This is a genomic window from Tautonia sociabilis (genome assembly GCF_003977685.1).
Lineage (GTDB): Bacteria > Planctomycetota > Planctomycetia > Isosphaerales > Isosphaeraceae > Tautonia > Tautonia sociabilis.
In genome coordinates this window covers 15,117-33,162 of the sequence record NZ_RYZH01000009.1, presented here as the reverse complement: position 1 = coordinate 33,162, position 18,046 = coordinate 15,117, and the positions used below count along the sequence as shown (strand labels likewise).

Here is an 18,046-nt window from a genome sequence, read left to right as displayed (position 1 = left end):
GACTCGGCCGCGCTCCGAAGACGGCCTGAGGAGTCGGCCGATGACCTGGTGATTACGATCAGGGATCTCTGGGACGCCGTCGAGCCCGACTCCTCCTCCTCCTCCTTCGGCCTCCCTCCCGAGCTGGCCGAGATCGCCCGGCGGAACGACCGGCCGGAGGGGGAGGCGGCGGGGCTGTTCCTCGACGAGCCCTCGACGGCTTCCCGGACGGAGGGAGGGCCCCCCCGGGGATCGCCCGGGGGGGATCGATGGCGATCATTGGGCGTCGGCAGCCTCGGCCTCGGCCTCGGCCTCGGCGGAGTGGCCGGGGGCGGCGATCAGGGTGGACTTCAGGGCGCCGTCGGCGACGTTCCAGATCTTGACGGTGCCGTCCCAGCAGCCCGAGGCGAGGCAGGAGCCGTCGGGGGAGACGGCCAGACGGTAGACCCAGTCGCCGTGGCCCTGCATCGCGTGCTTCTGGGCGCCGTCGGCGGGGTTGAAGAGGCGGACGACGGTGTCGGACCCGCAGGCGGCGAGGGACTGGCCGTCGGCGAAGACCTTCAGGTCGAAGACCGGGCCGCCGAAGCCGCCGATCTCTCGAACCTGCTTGGCGTCCTCGTCGGGGTTCCAGTTGCGGATGCGGGCGTCGCCGCCTCCGCTAAAGACCGTCTTGCCGTCGCCGGAGAAGCCGACGCAATAGACCGTCTCGCCGTGGCCGGGGAAGGTGACGAGAGACTCATACGAGTTCGCATCGAACAGCTTGCTCGTTTTGTCCCGGCTGGCGGTGGCCAGCCGGGAGCCGTCGGGGCTGAAGGTGACGTCGAGCACCCAGTCGGCGTGGTCTTCGACCTCGGCCAGCCGCTCGCCGCTCTCGACGTCGAAGACGCGGATGGTCCGGTCGGCGCCTCCGACGGCCAGCCGCTTGCCGTCGGGGCTGAAGGCGACGCAGAAGACGGCGTCGCCGGCCTCGACCAGCGTCTTCGGGTCGGAGAGGACGCCGTCCTCCCCCACGGTCCAGAGCGTCGCCTCTCCCGAGAGGCCGGGGTTCCCCGCCGCGGTGGCCAGCCGGGAGCCGTCGGGGCTGTAGGCGATGTCGTAGACGCGCTCGGCCACGCCGGGCTCGCGGCGGACGAGCGATCCGTCGGCGATCGCGTAGGTGTTCAGCTCATGATAGCCCGAAACGATCACCCGGTCGCCCGACGGAGCGAAGGCCAGCGCGGTGATCGGCATGGGGTACGGGTAGGAGTCGGGGATGACGACCTTTCGGGAGGCGTTGACCAGGGCGACCCAGTCGGCCTCGGGGTCCTCGCCGTCGTACTCGGCCCCCTCGGCGACCCAGCGCTCGATGATCATGCGCTTGTCTTCCGGCAGCGGATCCGCCTTGTAGGGCATGCGGGGAGCCCCTTCCGGTCGGATCAGCTCAACGAAGTAGCTCAGGTCGGGGTCGCCGGGCTCGAGCATGATCCCCTCTCCCATCGCTCCTCCCTTGGCGAGGGCGGCGAAGGAGGTCAGGTCGTAGCGGCTCTCGGCCTTCTTGGGGTTGTGGCAGCCGACGCAGCTCTCCACCAGGATCGGCGCCACGTCCTTCAGGAAGCTGACCTTGGCCCCCTCCTCGGCGCCGGCCGGGGCCTCGGCATCCGCATTCGCATTCGCATTCGCTTCGGGCTGGGGTTGAGGCTCGGGCTCCTCATCCTGGGCGCGGAGGGGGGCGTTCCACAGCATCGCCGAGGCGAGGGCGAGGGCGAGGGCGAGGCCGAACGGGATCGACGGCGAGGGCAGGCGAGTCATGCGGGTTCGTCCTCCGGGCGGATCGGATGAGTCGGGCGGGACCGGCGAGCGGTCCGGTTCGTACCAGCATCGCATCGGCGGTCGAATCAGGGCAAGCGGAGGGCAGGGCAGGGGACGGGGGCCGCTCCGGCTGGTGGCTGGGGGAAGGACCCCTTGGTGGTTCGGAGCAACAGAGCAGAGCAGAGCGGAAGCGGAGCAGAGCGGCCGAAAACAGACGGCAGGGGCCGGCCGCCGGGCTTCGCCGGGGCCTTCCCGGCCGGGAATCGGCTGCGAGGGTGATCCGGGGTCCTGGCGGGCGAGCCGCCGGGGCCTTCCCGGCCGGGAATCGGCTGCGAGGGTGATCCGGGGTCCTGGCGGGCGAGCCGTCGGGGGCCCCGGATCGGAAGCGAGGGGACGTCGGACGGCTTGGGGTCACTCCTTTGGGGCCACCTTCACCGTCAGGGGGGCCGACAGCGGCGGATAGTCCGCGTCGCCGAGTTTGAAGGCGGCGTTCGCCTTGGCGGCGGCCTCGGCCGCGGCGGCGTCGGCCGCGGCGGTGAGGGTAAGGGTGAAGTCGGTGGCGTCGCCGGCCACGGTGACGGGCTCGGCGGTCACGCCGGCGGGCAGGCCGTCGAGGGAGACGGTGACCTCCTGGGTGAACGGCGGCTTACGCGCGAGCGTGCCGGCCACCTGGGCCGACTCGCCGGCCTTCAGCTCGACGTTCGCCACCGCCAGCGAAAGCGAGGCGGGGGCCACCACCTCGACGGCCACCGCCGGCACGGCGAACGAGCGGTCGGCGTCGTTCACCTTCCCCTTGGCGGTGAAGGCGACCAGGGCGGGGCCGAGGGGGGCGTCGGGAGCGGCGGTCACGGTGACGGGCCCTTCGGTCGCCCCCTCGGCGATCGTCGCCTTGGCGACGGTCAGCCCTCCCGGGGGCGAGACGCCCTCGACTTCCAACGCGGCGGCGGCCCCCTCGGCCCGGGTGAGCGAGAGCGGGACCTCGGCGCTGAAGCCCTGGACGACCTCGATCGGCCCGGCGGGAGACTCGACCGAGATCGGCGTCGGCAGGGCGTTGGCGACGGGAAGGCCGCGCTGGGGCCGGACGTTGGTCGGGAAGCCGGCAAGCGAGGCGAAGGTGATCATCGTCTCCGCCGCGACCTCGATCGGGCCGTTCGGGCCCTGGCCGGTGCCGACCACTCGGATCGGATCGCCCGGCAGGTCGGCGTCCTCGGCGGCCAGCAGCGAGATCACCCCGGCCGTTTGCCCGGCGGGGACGACCCCGGCCCGAACGGTCAGGCCGGCGGGGGGATCGACGACGGAGAGGGTGACCGGCCCGTCGAACCCGAAGCGGGCGATGTTCACCGGCACGTTCGCCGCCCCCCCTCGGGGGACGCTCGCCTCGGGGGCCATCAGCTCAACCTCGAAGGTCGGCTCGACCGGCTCGACGGTGATCCGGTACGGGTGGCCGATGCCCCCCCGGCTGCTCAGGTCTCGGAGGGCGAGCGTGACCTCGGTCACCCCCTCGGGCACGGCGAACTCGGTCAGGGGGTCGGGGGAGTTCATGGTCACGGCGTCGTTCCGGCCCTTCTTGCTTAAGGGGATCGCCGCGTCGTCCCCCTGAGCGATCTGCCCGCCGTCGGGCTTGAGCACGCGGAGCACGCCGTCAATTGCCGAGCCGAGCAGGGCCGCTTCCACCTTCGCTCGGTACGTCTTCCCCGGCTGGACGAGCACGATGAATTGATCCTCGTCCCCCTCCAGCTCCAGGCGGCCGTTGATCGTCGCCGGAGGGGCGACCCGGAGGGGAGGGGCCTCGGGGTCGGCCGGCTCCCGAAGCTCCGGAGAGCGGCCAATCGCCAGCGCGCCGGGCAGTTCGATGTCGAACTCGGGAACGCCGGCCAGCAGGCCGGGGATGCTCGGCCAGAGGCGGGCGGTTCCCTCGGGGGCCTCCAGCGTCACGGCGGCGACGACCGGATCGGGCAGCGTGCCTCCGATCAACTCCAGCCCGACCGTCTCGCCGAGCCGGCCGCCGATCGGATACACCTCGTCGGCCACGGGGATCGCGCCGATCAGCAGCCGGTAGTTCGGCCGGTTGGCGCCTCGGTACTGGGAATCGGACAGCTCGATCAGGTAGTCGCCGTCCTCGGGCAGCGCGACGATGAGCCGGGCGTCGGTGAGGAAGCCGGGGGAATCGTCGTCGGAGGCCACGTAGCGGCCCGAGGCGGTCGTCAGCCGCACGGTCGGGTCCAGGCCCGAGCCGATCCGGGAGGCCCGGACGTCGATGACGAGCCGATCCCCCTGCTTGCCTGGGAACCGGAAGAAGTCGACGTCGTTGTCCGCCGCTTCGCCATCGACGACGACCGGCGGCGTCACGGCCTGGGCGGCGTCCTCGGTGTTGTTCGGCTCCTGCTCGACGACCTGAGGCACCTGGCCGACGGCCAGCAGGACGGCGTTCGACAGCCCGTCGTCCGTCCGGACGCGCACCGGGTAGGTGCCGACCGGCGTGTCGGCCGGCACGGTGAGGGTCAATCGCCAGTGGCCGGCGTCGGAGGCCTGGCCCTCGGGGGCGGGGCCGACCTCGACCGGAATGGGGGCCAGGAGCCTCGGGTTGTTGTCCAGATTCCCGCCGGAGATCGTCAAGGCGGTCGCCTCGCCCCGGGGGACCCCGGCCGGGGTGATGTCGCCAATCGTCGGAGTGCCGGCCCGGGCGGGGACGTCGGCGACGCCGGCCGAAAGCGCCGCCAGCAACACGAGGGGAGCCATCGGGGGGCGGGTCATGGCGGGCCTCCTGGGCGATGCGATGCGATGCGATGCGCGGTCGATCGAGGCGGGATGATCCGGGCGGGGGCGGGCCGGCCGGGCCTTCGTCGCCGAACGGCCGATCCGCGATGCCGTCCACGGTCGCACGGTGTTCAACCGATGTCAAGCGGCCGGGAGGCCCGAGAGCCGGCAAGACGGGATCGGCGCGGGAGGCCTAGGCGGGCCGGGCGGGTTGTGGTATGCAATGCGGCTCACCTCGTCTCCGCCCCTCGCCCAACGGCGCCCGGCCGCCGACCCGACCGCCGAGGGTGGCCGGCCGACCGTTCCCGAGCGATCCCTCCCCGACCCGGTCGGGGGAGGCTCGCACCGTGTCCCCACGACGCCACGCCCCGCAAGGAGGCCCGAGCGATGGAACGCCGACCCCGCCGCTACGTCCCCGGCAGCCAGGGGCTGGAGGGCCGCCGGCTGCTGAGCACCGTCGCCGTCGCCGCCCCCCCCGCCTCGGCCCCGATCGCGGCCGAGATCGCCTCGGCCTCCCCCGCCGCCGAGGCCGGCGACCGCCTCGCCAGCGCCGAGCAACGCCAGCGGCCGGCCGACCGCCCCCTGACCCCAGCCCAGGAACAGGCCCGGCAGCAGTTGATCGACGGCCGCTTGCAGCGCATCGACCGCCTCCCGGCCTTCCTCCAGCGGCTCGACTTCGGCCGGCAGCTGCCGACAGAGGCGATCGCCGTGATCCAGCAGGAGCTGCGCGGGTACGTCGCCGCGCTGCGTCCCCCCCACGAGGGGGTGGCCAAGGGGTTCGTCGACCTGCTCCGAGACGCCATCTCCCAGGCCTCGGTCAAGCCCGAGACGGTGCTGGCCCTGAACGCCGGCACCGAACGCCTGCTGCTCTCGGCCGGGGCTCCGGAGCAGAGCGTCTCCCGGCTGACCGACGCGATGACCGAGCTGGCCCGAACCGCCTCCTCGTCGAAGCAGCCGGTCGTGGTGTTAACCAATGACTACGCCCTGGTGTTGCAGACGGCGCTGGGCGTCGGCCGGCCGATCTCCCGGCGAGACCTGATGAGCACGCCCTTGTCGTTGAATCCCAATTCCATCGCGACCCAGTCGGGAGGCGTCGGCACGACCAGCGCCTTTGGCTCGCAGGGGCTCGGGGCCCAGGGATTCTGAGCATTCCCTGGCTCCGGCACGAGGGTTGCGACCCCTCCCCCCTCGAACCCAGATCCGGGATCGACGATCCGGTGGGCCGGCCTGGTCGGCGGCCCTCGGATCGCGTCCCCACACACCCGGGGGAGACTGCCATGAATCCGAGCCGATTGCTCGTCGCCGCCCTCCTCGCCGCCCCACTGTCGCTCGCCGGCTGCGCGGGGGACGACGCCGAACAGGCCGTCGAGGAGCTCTCCGGCGTCGAGCCGGGGACCGCCTCCCGAACCGCCGACGTCGACGAGAAGACCTACATCGTCGAGCAGACCGATCGCATCATCGACCGCCAGACCGGCGAGGTCGTCGGCGAGGAGGTCAGCCGCACCGACGTGACCGTCACGGAGCAGGTCGAGGTGACGCGAGACGTGGACGTCGAGGCGGGCGAGACGACCACCCGAACCGAGGGCCAGGTGCCCGACGGGCTGGGCGACCATTGACCGTCCCGGCTCTGGCGCCGAGGGCTGATGCTCGGGAGCGGAGTGGGGCTCGACCGAGGGCCCCAGCTCCCGGGCATTTCGCATCGTCCCCCTGGTCGTCGCTGGCCGGCCGAACCCGGCCGCTCGGGGGAGGGCCTCCTCCCGCCGATTCTCCCCCGATTGACCTCGGGGGGGCCGTCCTACCCTACCGGGATCGGTCGCTCGATGCCGGCGACCGGCCGGAGTCGGCGACGGAGGGGCCCCGGCGGAGGAAGCGGTCGATGAGGCGCTGCAGCTCGTCGAGCAGGACGGGCTTGACGAGATGCGCGTCGAAGCCGGCGGCGAGGGCCTCGGCCTGGTCCTCGGCGCGGCTGGATCCGGTGAGGGCGATCAGGGGAAGGTCGCACAGCGAGGCGTCGTCCCGGGCGGCTCGGGCCACGGAGAAGCCGTCCAGGCCCGGCAGCCCCAGGTCGAGCAGGGCCAGGTCCGGCCGGTTCCGCAGGGCCTCCAGCCCGGCCAGGCCGTCGGCGGCCGTCTCCACGCGGTAGCCGGAGAGGGCCAGCAGAGTTCGGAGCATCTCGCGGTTGTCGTCGTGGTCCTCGACGACCAGGATCCGCAGGTCCGAGCAATCGGGGCCGCCTCGGGGAGGACTAGGGGGATCCTCTCCGGGCCCGGGCCCGGCCCCGGCGGCCGGTTCGGCCAGCGGCAGCAGGACGCGGAAGGTGCTACCCAGCCCCGGCCCGGCGCTGAAGGCGGAAACCGAGCCGCCGTGCCGCTCGACGATCGACTTGACCAGCGTCAGGCCGATCCCCAGCCCTCCTGGAGAGCGGTCCCTCCCCCGGGGCCCCTGGGTGAAGAGCTCGAACAGGCACGGCAGCAACTCGGGCTCGATGCCCTGGCCGTCGTCCCGGACGACCAGCTCGACCCGGTTGCCGGCCCGGGCGACCTCCAGCCAGATGTTCCCCCCTCGGGGGGTGTATCGGGCGGCGTTGGTGAGCAGGTTGACGACCACCTGGGAGAGCCGGGCGGCGTCCCCTTCGGTCAGGATCGGCCCGGCCGCGATCGAGAGGTGCAGGCGGTGGCCGGCCGACGCGACCGCCGGCATCGCGGCCGGCAGCGAGCGCTCGAGCACGTCGAGCAGGTCGACGCGCTCCCGGTCCAGCCGGAGGACGTCTCGGGTCACCCGCGAGATGTCGAGCAGATCCCCTAGCAGCCGGTCCATCTGCTCGGACTGCCGGGCGATGACGTTCACGGCCCGCTCCTCCCCCGGCCCGAGGGGAGCGGCGGACCGCAACACCTCGGCGGCCGAGACGATCGAGGCCATCGGGTTGCGCAGCTCGTGCGCGAGCATCGCCAGGAACTCGTCCCGGCGCCGGACCGCCTCGCGGGCCTCGTCGTGCAGTCGGGAAGTGTCCAGGGCCAGGGCGCCAAGGGAGGCCAGCTCCGTCGCGGTGGGCAGGTCGACCGCTGAGAAGGACCGCCCGGGGGAGGTGGCCAGCAGGGTGATGGCCCCCAGAGTCCGACCTCGGGCGACCAGCGGCACGATCAGCAGCGATCGGATCCCCAACGCCCGCACCGCCGCGCGACGGCCCGGCTCTCGGGCCAGGCTGTCCAACGCCGAGGCGGCGGCCAGGCCGTACAGCTTCGGCCTCCCGGTGCGGAGCACCCGAGGGAGGCCGGAGGGGCCGCCCGGGTCGACGCAATCCCCCCCGAGCAGCGGGGCCATGACGGCGTCGAGGCGGGCGTCTCGGTGGTGGGCGGCCTCGCGGAGGATCGTCCCGTCCGGCCGGATCAGGTCGATCAGGCAGCCGTCGGCCAGGTGCTCGACCACCAGCCGGGCGAGGCGGTCGAGCGTCTCGGACCGGTCGAGCGAGCCGGCCAGCTCGGCGCCGGCCTCGGAGAGTCGTCGAGGCGGTGGTTGCCCCATGCGCTGATTCCTCATCGCCAGCGATCGTCGCTGAACCTCCGGCCTGGCCGCTCGCCATCCGGCTCCGGGGACCGGGACCCCGTCCCCCTCAGGTCGGCTCGTCGTCGACGCCCAGGAACCGCCCGCCGTCGACCCGATAGCAGCCTCCCGTCGCAAAATCGGTCCCCTCCAGCAAGTAGAGGATCAGGCCGTTGACGTCCTGGGCCGTGCCGATTCTCCCCAGCGGCGTGGCCCGGGCGATCGCCCGCCGCTCCGACTCGTCCAGCTCCGGCGGGGGCTCGATCGTCCCCGGCTGGACCAGGTTCACGGCCACCCGAGGCGCCAGCTCCTTCGCCAGCGCCAGGGTCATCGTCGTCAGCCCCCCCTTGGCCGTGATGTAGGGGAGCTGGCCGCGCCGGGGACGCGCGGTGGACCAGTCGCCAACCTGCACGATCTTCCCCGACAGCCCCGATCCCCCCGCGATCGGCTCCTGGTCGAGCATCGCCTTGCCCACGGCGACTGCGGCATAATAAGGCGCGATCAGGTTCGTGGCAAGCATCCGCTCCAGATGCTCCGGGGTCAGGTCCCGGAAGGGGGTCCGCTCGTAGACGCTCGCCATGTTCACCAGGGCGTCGATCCGGCCGAACCGGGCGAGGACCTCGCCGACGGCCCGCTCGGCCTGGGCCGGGTCGGCCAGGTCGGCGGCGACGGCCAGGACGTCGGCGGCGCCCCGGTCCTTGCATTCCTGGAGGGTGCGGCGGATCGTCTCCTCGCTGGTCCGGTAGGTCATCGCCAGCCGGGCCCCTCGGCCGGCGAGCAGCCGGGCCAGATCGCCGCCGACTCGGCGGCCCCCGGTGATCAGCACCGCCGAGCCGGAGAGGATCACAGGCCCCTCCAGGGCACGTCCGCCACGCCGGCCTCCGCGTTCGCGGCCCGGGCGAGCACGAAGAGGTAGTCGCTTAGCCGGTTGAGGTAGACGACGATCGGCCCCGGCACCGACTGGCCGGGCGTTTCCCGCAGCGCGATGACCGCGCGTTCGGCCCGTCGGCAAACGGTGCGCGCCAGGTGCAGCCGAGAGGCGGCCGGCGATCCTCCCGGCAGGATGAAGTGCTCCAGGGGGGGGAGCCCAGCCTCGACCGCGTCGATCTCGCGCTCCAGCCGATCAATGAAGGCCGGAGCCACGGCGCCGTGGAACGGGCCCTCGGGGTCGGGATCGGCCAGCGCGGCGCCGACCGTGAACAGCTCCTCCTGGATCCGCCCGAGCCGTCGATCCAGCTCCGGGCCGATCTCGGGAGCCGACCTCGCCACGCCGAGCACGGCGTTCAGCTCGTCGACCGTGCCGTAGGCCTCGATCCTCCGGTCGTGCTTGCTCACCCGGCCGGGTCCGAGCAGCCCGGTCGTGCCGTCGTCGCCGGTTTTTGTGTAGATTTTCGACAAGAAACAGGTTCCTCCGCGCAGGGACCCCTGGTGTCGGGCGCCTCGCGGGGCGAGTCGCCGGGCCGATTGGCGAGGGCTCCCGGAGCCCCTATACTAGACCCGCCGCCGGGGGTCGAAAAGAGAAGCCCCGGCCCCGATGCCACCCCGGAGGCTCCCCGATGACGCTCGCCCTCGCGCTGTCCGCGGCCCTGCTGGCCCCGACGATCGCCCCGACGCCGCCGCAGCAAGGGGGATCCGGCCGCCCGTCGTCGTCTGGCGGCCCCCCCGCCGGCCAGGAGATGCCCATGGAGGAGGTCGCCGCCCGCGAGGCCCGCCACCTGAAGAACATCCGCCAGGTCACCTTCGGCTTCGCCAAGGCCGGCGAGGGGTACTTCAGCCCCGACGGCCGCTCCATCATCTTCCAGGCCGCCGAGTGGCCCGAGCCCTCCACCCTGCAGCCCCCCCCGGAGGGCTGGGACTCGTACCAGATTTACCTCTCCGAGCTGACCCCCGGCGCCGTCCCGGTGATGGTCAGCACCGGCAAGGGCAAGTGCACCTGTGCGTTCTTCCACCCCGACGGCAAGTCCATCCTCTTCGCCTCCTCCCACCTCGACCCCGCTCTGCGGGACGGCTCCGCCCAGGCTGACCGCCCGAAGGCCCCCGCCTACAGCCGATCCGAACGCTACGCCTGGGACTTCGACCCGTACATGGACCTCTTCCGGCTCGAGCTCGACGCGCTCGGCGGGGTCTTCCGGAACGGCGGAACCGCCGAGGACGGTCGCCCCGAGCTCGGCCGGTCCGTCGCTCCGGAGACGCTCGTCCGGCTGACCGACGCCGAGGGCTACGACGCCGAGGGGAGCTACTCCCCCGACGGCAAGCAGATCGTCTTCACCAGCTTCCGCGACGGCGACGCCGACATCTACGTCATGGACGCCGACGGCTCCCACGTCCGCCAGATCACCAACGCCCCCGGCTACGACGGCGGCCCCTTCTTCTCCCCCGACGGCTCGAAGCTCATCTACCGCAGCGACCGAGGCCAGAACGACCTGCTCCAGATCTTCATCAACACCCTCGACGGCCAGAACGAGCGCCAGCTCACCGACAACGAGCACGTCAACTGGGGCCCCTACTTCCACCCCGACGGCCGGCACATCGTCTACTCCACCAGCGAGCACGGCCATTACAACTACGAGGTCTACCTGATGGACGTCGAGACCGGCAAGAAGGAGCGCATCACCTTCTACCCCGGCTTCGACGGCCTCCCGGTCTTCAGCCCCGACGGCTCGAAGCTGATGTGGACCTCCAAGGGCCGCACCTCCGACAACACCAGTCAGCTCTTCATCGCCGACTTCGTGCTCGATCCCCCTTCGGCAGACGCCGCCGAGGCCCCCTGACCGACCGTCCCCCCGCCCTCGGCCGATCCCCGCCTCCTCCCCGGAGTTTTCTCCCCAAATGAACGCCAAGGACGTCATCCGCAACACCATCGACATGAGCTCGATGGTGATCGATTCCTACCTCAAGGATCTCTCCGACGCCGACCTGCTGGTCCGGCCGGTCGCGGGGATGAACCATATCGCCTGGCAGCTTGGCCACCTGATCGGCGCCGAGCGGCATTTCGTCGAGCTGGTCGCACCCGGCTCCTCGCCGGCGCTGCCCGACGACTTCCAGCAGGGGCACGGCCGCGACAAGCACACCGAGGACGACCCCTCGAAGTTCTACCCCCTGGCCCGGTACCGGGAACTCTGGGGCGCCCAGCGCCAGGCGACCCTCGCCCTGCTCGACCGCCTCGCGGAGGCCGACCTTGACCGCTCCGACGCGACCTTCCCCCCCTTCGCCCCCACCGTCGGCGCCCTGCTGAACATGGTCGGCAACCACCCGATGATGCACGCCGGCCAGTTCGTCGCGGTCCGCCGCGCGCTGGGCAAGCCGGTCTCCCTCTGATCCCGGCCGGAGACGCACGCCCCGGGTCCGGGCCGGTCGGGGAGGCCTGGGGATCGTTCCCGAGCCTTCCGCCGCTCCCGTCCGACTCGGGTCGCTCCGATCATCAGGAGGACCGCGTCCGAAGGGCTCGCCGCTCACGTCAGAGCGGCGGGCTTGCGGGAATCCGCTCGTCGGGAAGGCCGGGCTCCAATAAGATGAAGATCTGGGGGCGGGCCTCACGAGGGGGCGCTTTCCGCTCCATCGCGAGCCTCAGGGCGGGGCGAAGGCCCGTCGTCAGCGACGGGACGACGGTTCTGCGACCGGTTCCCCCCCCGTCGGGACCCCTGTCATGTTCCCGATCCTCGAGGCCGAGTTCCTCGCTCCCGAGATCAAGCGCTTCGTGATCGAGGCGCCTCGGGTCGCCCGCAAGCGCCGGGCGGGCCAATTCGTCATCGTCCGGCTCCACGAGCGGGGCGAGCGCATTCCGCTGACGATCGCCGACGGCGATCCGGAGCGAGGCACGATCACCCTGATCGTCCAGGGCGTCGGCAAAACCACCAAGCTGATGAACCTGCTGGAGGCGGGCGACGCGATCCTCGACCTGGTCGGCCCGCTCGGCTCCCCGTCCGACGTGAGGCGCTACGGCACGGTCGTCGTCATCGGCGGCGGCGTCGGCACCGCGATCGCCTGGCCGACGGCTCGGGCGATGAAGCAGGCCGGCAACCGCGTTGTCGGCATCGTCGGCGCCCGCTCCCGGCAGCTGGTGCTGCTCGAGCCCGAGATGCGGGCCATCTGCGACGAGCTGGAGATCGTCACCGACGACGGCAGCTCCGGCCGCCAGGGAGTGGTCATCGACCCGCTCTGCGAGCGGATCATGCGCGGAGACCGGATCGACCTGGTTCTGGCCATCGGCCCGGTGCGGATGATGCAGGCCGTCGCCGAGATGACCCGGCCCTCGGGGATCAGGACGATCGTGAGCCTGAACTCGTTGATGGTCGACGGCACCGGCATGTGCGGCGGCTGCCGCGTCTCGACCCGGGACGGCACCCGCTTCGCCTGCGTCGACGGCCCGGAGTTCGACGCCCACGCCGTCGACTTCGACACCCTCGCCCGGCGCAACCGCACCTATCGCGACAGCGAGGCCGCCGCGCTGGAGGCCTTCCGCGCCGACCCGAACTCGGCGTTGGCCCAGGTCCGCCACTCGTGCCGCCTGGAACCGACCCACCCCCCGGAGGAGGCCGCGTCCCGATGAGTGCCAACCCGCTGCCCCCCAAACAACGGACCAAGATCCCCCGCCAGGAGATGCCCGAGCAGCAGGCCGCCGCTCGCCGACGCAACTTCGACGAGGTCAACCGCGGCCTGACCGTGCTCGGCGCCTCGACCGAGGCGATGCGCTGCCTCGAGTGCGCCAAGCCCGCCTGCGTCTCCGGCTGCCCGGTCGGGGTGAAGATCCGGGACTTCATCGCGCTGATCACCGCCGGCGACTACCTCGGCGCCGCCGCCAAGATCCGGGAGGACAACGTCCTGCCCGCCATCACCGGCCGCGTCTGCCCCCAGGAGACCCAGTGCGAGGGCTGCTGCATCCTCGGCAAGACGTTCGAGCCGCTGGGGATCGGCCACCTGGAGCGCTTCGTCGCCGACTACGAGCGGGAGCACGGCGAGCTGGGCCTGCCGGAGATCGCCCCCCCCTCCGGCCGGAAGGTCGCCATCATCGGCAGCGGCCCGGCCGGGTTGAGCGCCGCCGGCGACCTCGTCCGCTGGGGGCACGCCGTCACCGTGTTCGAGGCCCTTCACGAGATCGGCGGCGTGCTCGTTTACGGCATCCCCGCGTTCCGCCTCCCCAAGGCGATCGTCCGCCACGAGGTCGAGGCGCTGGCCCGCATGGGGGTCGACTTCCAGGCCAACGTGGTCGTCGGCAAGACGGTGACGATCGACGAGTTGATGGATGAAGAAGGGTATGATGCCGTCCTCGTCGCCACCGGCGCCGGCCTGCCGAAGTTCCTGGGCATTCCCGGCGAGCACTTGCCCGGCGTCTCCTCGGCCAACGAGTTCCTGACGCGCGTCAACCTGATGCACGCCAACGAGTTCCCCAGCTACGACGAGCCGGTCTTCGACTGCCGGGGCCGCGACGTGGCCGTCATTGGCGGCGGCAACACGGCGATGGACGCGGTGCGCACCGCCTGCCGGCTCGGCGCCCGCCGGAGCCTGCTCATCTACCGCCGGACGGAGGCCGAGATGCCCGCCCGGGTCGAGGAGATCCGGCACGCGAAGCAGGAGGGGATCGAGCTGCTGACCCTGGCCAACCCCGTCGCCTTCCTCAGCGACGACGAGGGGTTCCTCGCCGGCGTCCGATGCCTCCGCATGGAGCTGGGACAGCCCGACGCCTCCGGCCGACGATCGCCGGTCCCCATCCCCGGCTCCGAGTTCGAGGTCCCGGTGGCGATGGCGGTTGTGGCCCTCGGCACCGGCGCCAATCCCCTGGTGCAGTCCTCGACCCCCGACCTGGCGACCGACCCCAGGGGCTACATCGCCGCCGACCCGGAGACGCTTCGCACCTCCAAGCGAGGGGTCTTCGCCGCGGGGGACATCGTCACCGGGGCCGCCACCGTCATCCTCGCCATGGCCGCCGGCCGCCGGGCGGCGGCGGCGATCGGCGAGTTCCTGGAGTCGGGGGCCTGGATCGACGCGGAGGCCGTCGGCTGATCGGCCGGCTCAGGCCTGGGGTTCCACCCTCGGCCTCCCCTCCCGGAAGTATTTCAGGCCGTACTCGAGCCCCTCGAGCAGATCGGGGAAGGTGCCCAGGACGTTGAGGAACCCGAAGATGACCAGGGCGTGGTGCGCCCTCGGCTGGAAGCTGGCCAGGTCGGCGTAGAACGTCTCGTACGTCTCGGCCAGGCCGGCGGTGATCAGCAGCAGGCCGGCGAACAGCTTGACGCCGGGGTTCTCCACGAAGTCCCGGAGCCGGTTCAGCCATCGGGAGGCCCGGGTCGGCGCCGACGAGGCCGGCGGCAGCACCCCGGTGCGGTAGAGGGCGTAGGAGGCCATCCCGAGCCGTCCCCGGAGGTAGGCGGCGCGGATCTCGACGACGTCCAGCGGCAGGTCCTCTCGGTGGTCCAGCAGCAGGCGGGCCCGCTCGTAGTGGGCTCGGGCCTCGTGGAAGCGGCCTCGCTCGCTGAGCAGGTCGGCCAGCGCGACGTGAGACTCGTCGCGCTGGGGATCGGCCTCCAGCGCGCGACGCAGCAGGCGCTCGGCCTCGGGGGCGTCTCGGAGCGAGGCCAGGGCCAGGCCCCAGCGGAAGAGAGTGTCCACGGGGGGGGACAGCCCGGCGTCCTCGTAATTGGCCAGCGCCTGGCGCTGGTGCTCAAGGAAGGCGTCGGGCTCTCCCCGACGGAGCAGAACCTCGGCCATCGCTTCGTGGGAGACGGCCCGCTCGGCGGGAGACTCGGCCAGCTCGATCGCGTGGCGGGCGACCCGCTCGGCGTTCTGGAGCTCCCGGTCTTGCAGGGCGTAGACCAGGGCGAGCCGGGCCAGCGGCAGGGAGCGTCCCCGGTCGGCCCGGGCGGCGTCGGCGTAGGCCTGGGCCGCTTCCATCGGCCGGCCGGCCGCCTCCAGCTCCATCCCCAGCCGGAGCCTCGCCTCGGCCAGGGAGTCGGGCTCCTCGTCGGCGACTCCGGCCGAGGCGACGGGAGCGGGGGAGGGGGCCTCGGCCGGGGTCGCCGAGACGGGGGCAGGGGGCTCGGCCGGGGCCGGCTCGGGGGGGAGGATCGGGGCCGGCTCCCCTCCTGCCGAGCCTCCGATCCGGGGCGATTCGGGGACCCCGGAGGGGATGAGCGGCGCCGGCCTCCTGCGCACCGAGGATTGCAGCGTGAGCATGGACCACCCGCCTCCCCTCGCCTTGCCTTGCCTTGCCGGGGCCCGACCCCCGTTCGAGGCCATGCCGGCTCCCGGTTCGTGTCGCCAGTCGGGGCGTCCCGAAGGACCGAGGCCGCCGCGCCGGGGCGCGCAATCTCGACGCCGATGCCTCGGATTCCTTTATTGAAGTCTAGGACCCGATCGCTCCTTGGACAACCGTCCGCCCCGGAGGCCCGGCGCGGCGGGGGTTCCCCGGCCGCTTCCGGGATCGCCGGTCTCCTGGTAAGGTGGCGGGCGACGCTCAGGACAACCGCAACCGGACACGCGAAGGCGAGGCGAGACGATGGCCCTGGAGATCGCGCCGGGCAAGGCGAAGGTGGGCTGGATCGGCACGGGGGTGATGGGCTGCTCGATGTGCGGCCACCTGATCGACGCCGGCTACTCGGCCACGGTCTACAACCGGACCCCGGCCAAGTGCGCCCCGCTCGTCCAGAAGGGAGCCGCCGAGGCCGCCGGGCCGAAGCAGGTGGCCGAAGCCTCCGACGTCATCTTCACGATCGTCGGCTACCCGAAGGACGTCCGCGAGGTGATCCTCGGCAACGACGGCGTTCTCGCCGGCGCGAAGCCCGGCAGCATCATCGTTGACATGACCACCAGCGAGCCGAAGCTCGCCGAGGAAATCTTCCTCGCCGCCCGGGCCAAGGGGGTCCATGCGATCGACGCCCCCGTCTCCGGCGGCGACGTCGGCGCCAAGGAGGCCCGGCTCTCCATCATGATCGGCGGCGAAACCGAGGCCGTCGACACCGTCCGCCCCCTGTTCGAGCTTATGGGCAAGACCATCGTGCACCAGGGGCCGGCCGGGGCGGGCCAGCACACGAAGATGGTCAATCAGATCCTCATCTCCACGAACATGATCGGCGTCTGCGAGGCGCTGCTCTACGGCTACAAGGCCGGGCTCAACCTGGAAACGGTCCTGCGCAGTGTCGGCTCCGGGGCCGCCGGCTCGTGGAGCCTGAACAACCTGGGGCCGAGGATCATCACGGGGAACTTCGACCCGGGGTTCTTCGTCGAGCACTTCATCAAGGACATGGGGATCGCCCTGGCCGAGTCGCGCCGGCTCGGGCTGTCGATGCCCGGCCTCGCCCTGGCCGAGCAGCTCTACCAGGCGGTCGCCGCCCAGGGCTACGCCCGCAACGGCACCCACGCCCTGATGCTCGCCCTGGCGAAGCTCTCCAACATCGACTGGACCGCCCGGGGCTGACCCGGACCGGGGGGCCGGCCGACGGGCCCGGCCCGCCCCCTTCTCGCCGAATGGTGCCCGCCGGAGGAGATCCGATCATGTCCAGGCGATACCCCTGCGGAGGACTTGGCCGGCGGCAGTTCCTCGCCGGCGCGGCGGCGCTGCCGGCGATCGCCGGCGCCCGGGTGTCGGCCCAGGAGCCCCAGGCCGCGGCCGGAGCCATCGGGCCCGACGAGAACTTCGGCATCCCCGGGCCCTGGCCCGGCCGCGTGATCGAGGTCCGACACCCCGGGATGATCCGCAATGACGTCAAGGACCGCGCCGCCATCGGCTCCGCCCTCTCCCGAGGCATGGCCGAGCTGACCGGGGCCGACGACGCCGTCTCCGCCTGGCGGGCGATGTTCGAGCCGGGAGACGTGGTCGGCATCAAGATGAACCCCGTCGGCAACCCCCTGGCCAACAGCTCCAGCGAGCTGATGCTGGAGGTCATCGAGGGCCTCAAGGCGGCCGGCGTGAAGCCGAGGGACATGGTCGTCTTCGAGCGCTACCGCGACGAGTTCATCGGCGCCAAAATGCACGAGGCCGTGCCCGACGGCATCGCCTGGACCGGCTTGGGCATCGCCTACAACGGCCAGCAGATCGACATCCACGGCGACGACCTCGGCACCGGCAACCTCGACCACGTCACCGGCTACGACCCCGACGAGTTCATCCACATGAACCTCGTCGCCGCCGGCCACGACCCGAAGGACGACCGCACCCGACGCTCCCACCTCGGGCTGCTCGTCACCCGTCGCGTCAACAAGATCGTCCTGCTGCCCGTGCTCAAGGACCACGGCTCGGCCGGCATCACCGGCGCGCTGAAGAACATGAGCCACGGCCTGGTGAACAACGTGAACCGCTCGCACAGCACGCCCGACACGAACGTCTGCAACCAGTTCATCCCCGAAGTCGTCAGCCACCCGATCATCCGCAAGAAGTGCGTCTTGCAGATCATGGACGGCATCAAGGGGGTCTACCAGGGAGGCCCCGGCGCCTCCCGGCCGGAGTGGACCTGGGAGAACAACGCCCTGCTGCTGGCGACCGACCCGGTGGCGATGGACCACGTCGCCTGGCGACAGATCGACGCCAAGCGGCGCCAGATGGGCCTTCCCCCCGTCGGCGCGGTCGGCCGGCTCGGCCTCGACGCCGACCGCGAGGGATTCGACATCCGACAGCCCCAGCACATCCGACTGGCCGCCCATCTGGGCCTGGGGATCTTCGAGTTCGACTCGCCCCGGGGGCGGAAGCACTCGATCGACCACCGCGTGATCGACCTCGCCTGACGGCGGCCGGCTCGGGCCCGGCGCTGCTCGGTGCTCGCCGGGCCTTCCGTCCGGCCGTCCTCCGGGAGGCCTCGGGTCGAGGGCGGCTCCTGCGCCAATCCGATCGCCCCCGATCCGATCGGCGTCGGGGACCGCCAGCCCCGACGGTTCGCCAGGCGATCGAGCCGGAGCACGCCCCTCGGCCGGCGGCCCGTTGTGGCGGGCGGCCGGGGTGGTAAAGTCGGGGGGAGATCGCCGGCCGGTCGAGCGCCCGAGGGGTCGGGGCCGT

General features: G+C 72.2%; 14 protein-coding genes. 8 read left to right on the top strand and 6 right to left on the bottom strand.

Annotated elements, in window-relative coordinates; translation table 11 throughout:
* Positions 1-255: 255 nt before the first annotated feature.
* Positions 256-1,767 carry a WD40 domain-containing protein gene (locus TsocGM_RS06365; RefSeq protein ID WP_158633405.1) on the bottom strand — a complete coding sequence of 504 codons (1,512 nt, stop codon included), beginning with the start codon at positions 1,765-1,767 and terminating at the stop codon, positions 256-258.
* Positions 1,768-2,178: 411 nt separating this feature from the next.
* Entirely contained in the window at positions 2,179-4,521 is a 2,343-nt protein-coding gene (locus TsocGM_RS06360) for a PPC domain-containing protein (RefSeq protein ID WP_126724466.1), read from the bottom strand.
* Between the two features lie 390 nt (positions 4,522-4,911).
* Here TsocGM_RS06360 and TsocGM_RS06355 point away from each other — a divergent pair, with 390 nt between their 5' ends.
* Together TsocGM_RS06355 and TsocGM_RS06350 are read left to right on the top strand one after the other, a co-directional pair.
* Positions 4,912-5,670, top strand: coding sequence for a hypothetical protein (locus TsocGM_RS06355; protein WP_126724465.1), 759 nt, complete (start codon positions 4,912-4,914; stop codon positions 5,668-5,670).
* 131 nt (positions 5,671-5,801) lie between these two features.
* Positions 5,802-6,140 (top strand): hypothetical protein, encoded by a 339-nt coding sequence (locus tag TsocGM_RS06350; RefSeq protein ID WP_126724464.1) that lies wholly within the window; start codon positions 5,802-5,804, stop codon positions 6,138-6,140.
* Between the two features lie 184 nt (positions 6,141-6,324).
* Here TsocGM_RS06350 and TsocGM_RS06345 read toward each other — a convergent pair whose 3' ends face one another.
* From TsocGM_RS06345 to TsocGM_RS06335, 3 genes are all read right to left on the bottom strand, one after another.
* The gene (locus TsocGM_RS06345; protein ID WP_158633404.1) at positions 6,325-8,046 is read right to left on the bottom strand and encodes an ATP-binding protein; all 1,722 of its coding nucleotides are present in this window, start codon (positions 8,044-8,046) and stop codon (positions 6,325-6,327) included.
* Positions 8,047-8,134: 88 nt separating this feature from the next.
* On the bottom strand, positions 8,135-8,911 hold the full coding sequence (locus TsocGM_RS06340) for an SDR family NAD(P)-dependent oxidoreductase (protein ID WP_126724462.1): 777 nt from the start codon (positions 8,909-8,911) through the stop codon (positions 8,135-8,137).
* Positions 8,908-9,462 (bottom strand): cob(I)yrinic acid a,c-diamide adenosyltransferase, encoded by a 555-nt coding sequence (locus TsocGM_RS06335; RefSeq protein ID WP_126724461.1) that lies wholly within the window; start codon positions 9,460-9,462, stop codon positions 8,908-8,910. Before TsocGM_RS06335 ends, TsocGM_RS06340 begins: the two co-directional genes overlap by 4 nt.
* Positions 9,463-9,620: 158 nt before the next feature.
* On the opposite strand from TsocGM_RS06335, the gene TsocGM_RS06330 reads away from it, so the two are divergent.
* The 4 genes from TsocGM_RS06330 to gltA all read left to right on the top strand — a co-directional run bounded on the left by TsocGM_RS06330 (position 9,621) and on the right by gltA (position 14,064).
* Positions 9,621-10,835 (top strand): TolB family protein, encoded by a 1,215-nt coding sequence (locus TsocGM_RS06330; protein ID WP_233578439.1) that lies wholly within the window; start codon positions 9,621-9,623, stop codon positions 10,833-10,835.
* A 58-nt stretch (positions 10,836-10,893) separates the two neighbouring features.
* Positions 10,894-11,382 carry a DinB family protein gene (locus tag TsocGM_RS06325; RefSeq protein ID WP_126724460.1) on the top strand — a complete coding sequence of 163 codons (489 nt, stop codon included), beginning with the start codon at positions 10,894-10,896 and terminating at the stop codon, positions 11,380-11,382.
* A 328-nt stretch (positions 11,383-11,710) separates the two neighbouring features.
* Positions 11,711-12,613: a sulfide/dihydroorotate dehydrogenase-like FAD/NAD-binding protein gene (locus tag TsocGM_RS06320; protein WP_126724459.1), complete on the top strand. Its 903-nt coding sequence runs from the start codon at positions 11,711-11,713 to the stop codon at positions 12,611-12,613.
* Positions 12,610-14,064, top strand: a complete 1,455-nt coding sequence (gene gltA, locus TsocGM_RS06315) for an NADPH-dependent glutamate synthase (RefSeq protein WP_126724458.1) — start codon at positions 12,610-12,612, stop codon at positions 14,062-14,064. The genes TsocGM_RS06320 and gltA overlap by 4 nt, the downstream gene beginning before the upstream one ends.
* Positions 14,065-14,073: 9 nt before the next feature.
* Here gltA and TsocGM_RS06310 read toward each other — a convergent pair whose 3' ends face one another.
* A complete protein-coding gene (locus tag TsocGM_RS06310; protein ID WP_126724457.1) occupies positions 14,074-15,234 on the bottom strand; it encodes a tetratricopeptide repeat protein in 1,161 nt (386 codons plus the stop codon).
* A gap of 322 nt (positions 15,235-15,556) precedes the next feature.
* Between TsocGM_RS06310 and TsocGM_RS06305 the strand changes: the two genes are divergently transcribed.
* The gene (locus TsocGM_RS06305; RefSeq protein WP_126724456.1) at positions 15,557-16,474 is read left to right on the top strand and encodes an NAD(P)-dependent oxidoreductase; all 918 of its coding nucleotides are present in this window, start codon (positions 15,557-15,559) and stop codon (positions 16,472-16,474) included.
* Between the two features lie 77 nt (positions 16,475-16,551).
* Positions 16,552-17,778 carry a DUF362 domain-containing protein gene (locus TsocGM_RS06300; RefSeq protein WP_126724455.1) on the top strand — a complete coding sequence of 409 codons (1,227 nt, stop codon included), beginning with the start codon at positions 16,552-16,554 and terminating at the stop codon, positions 17,776-17,778.
* Positions 17,779-18,046 lie beyond the last annotated feature (268 nt).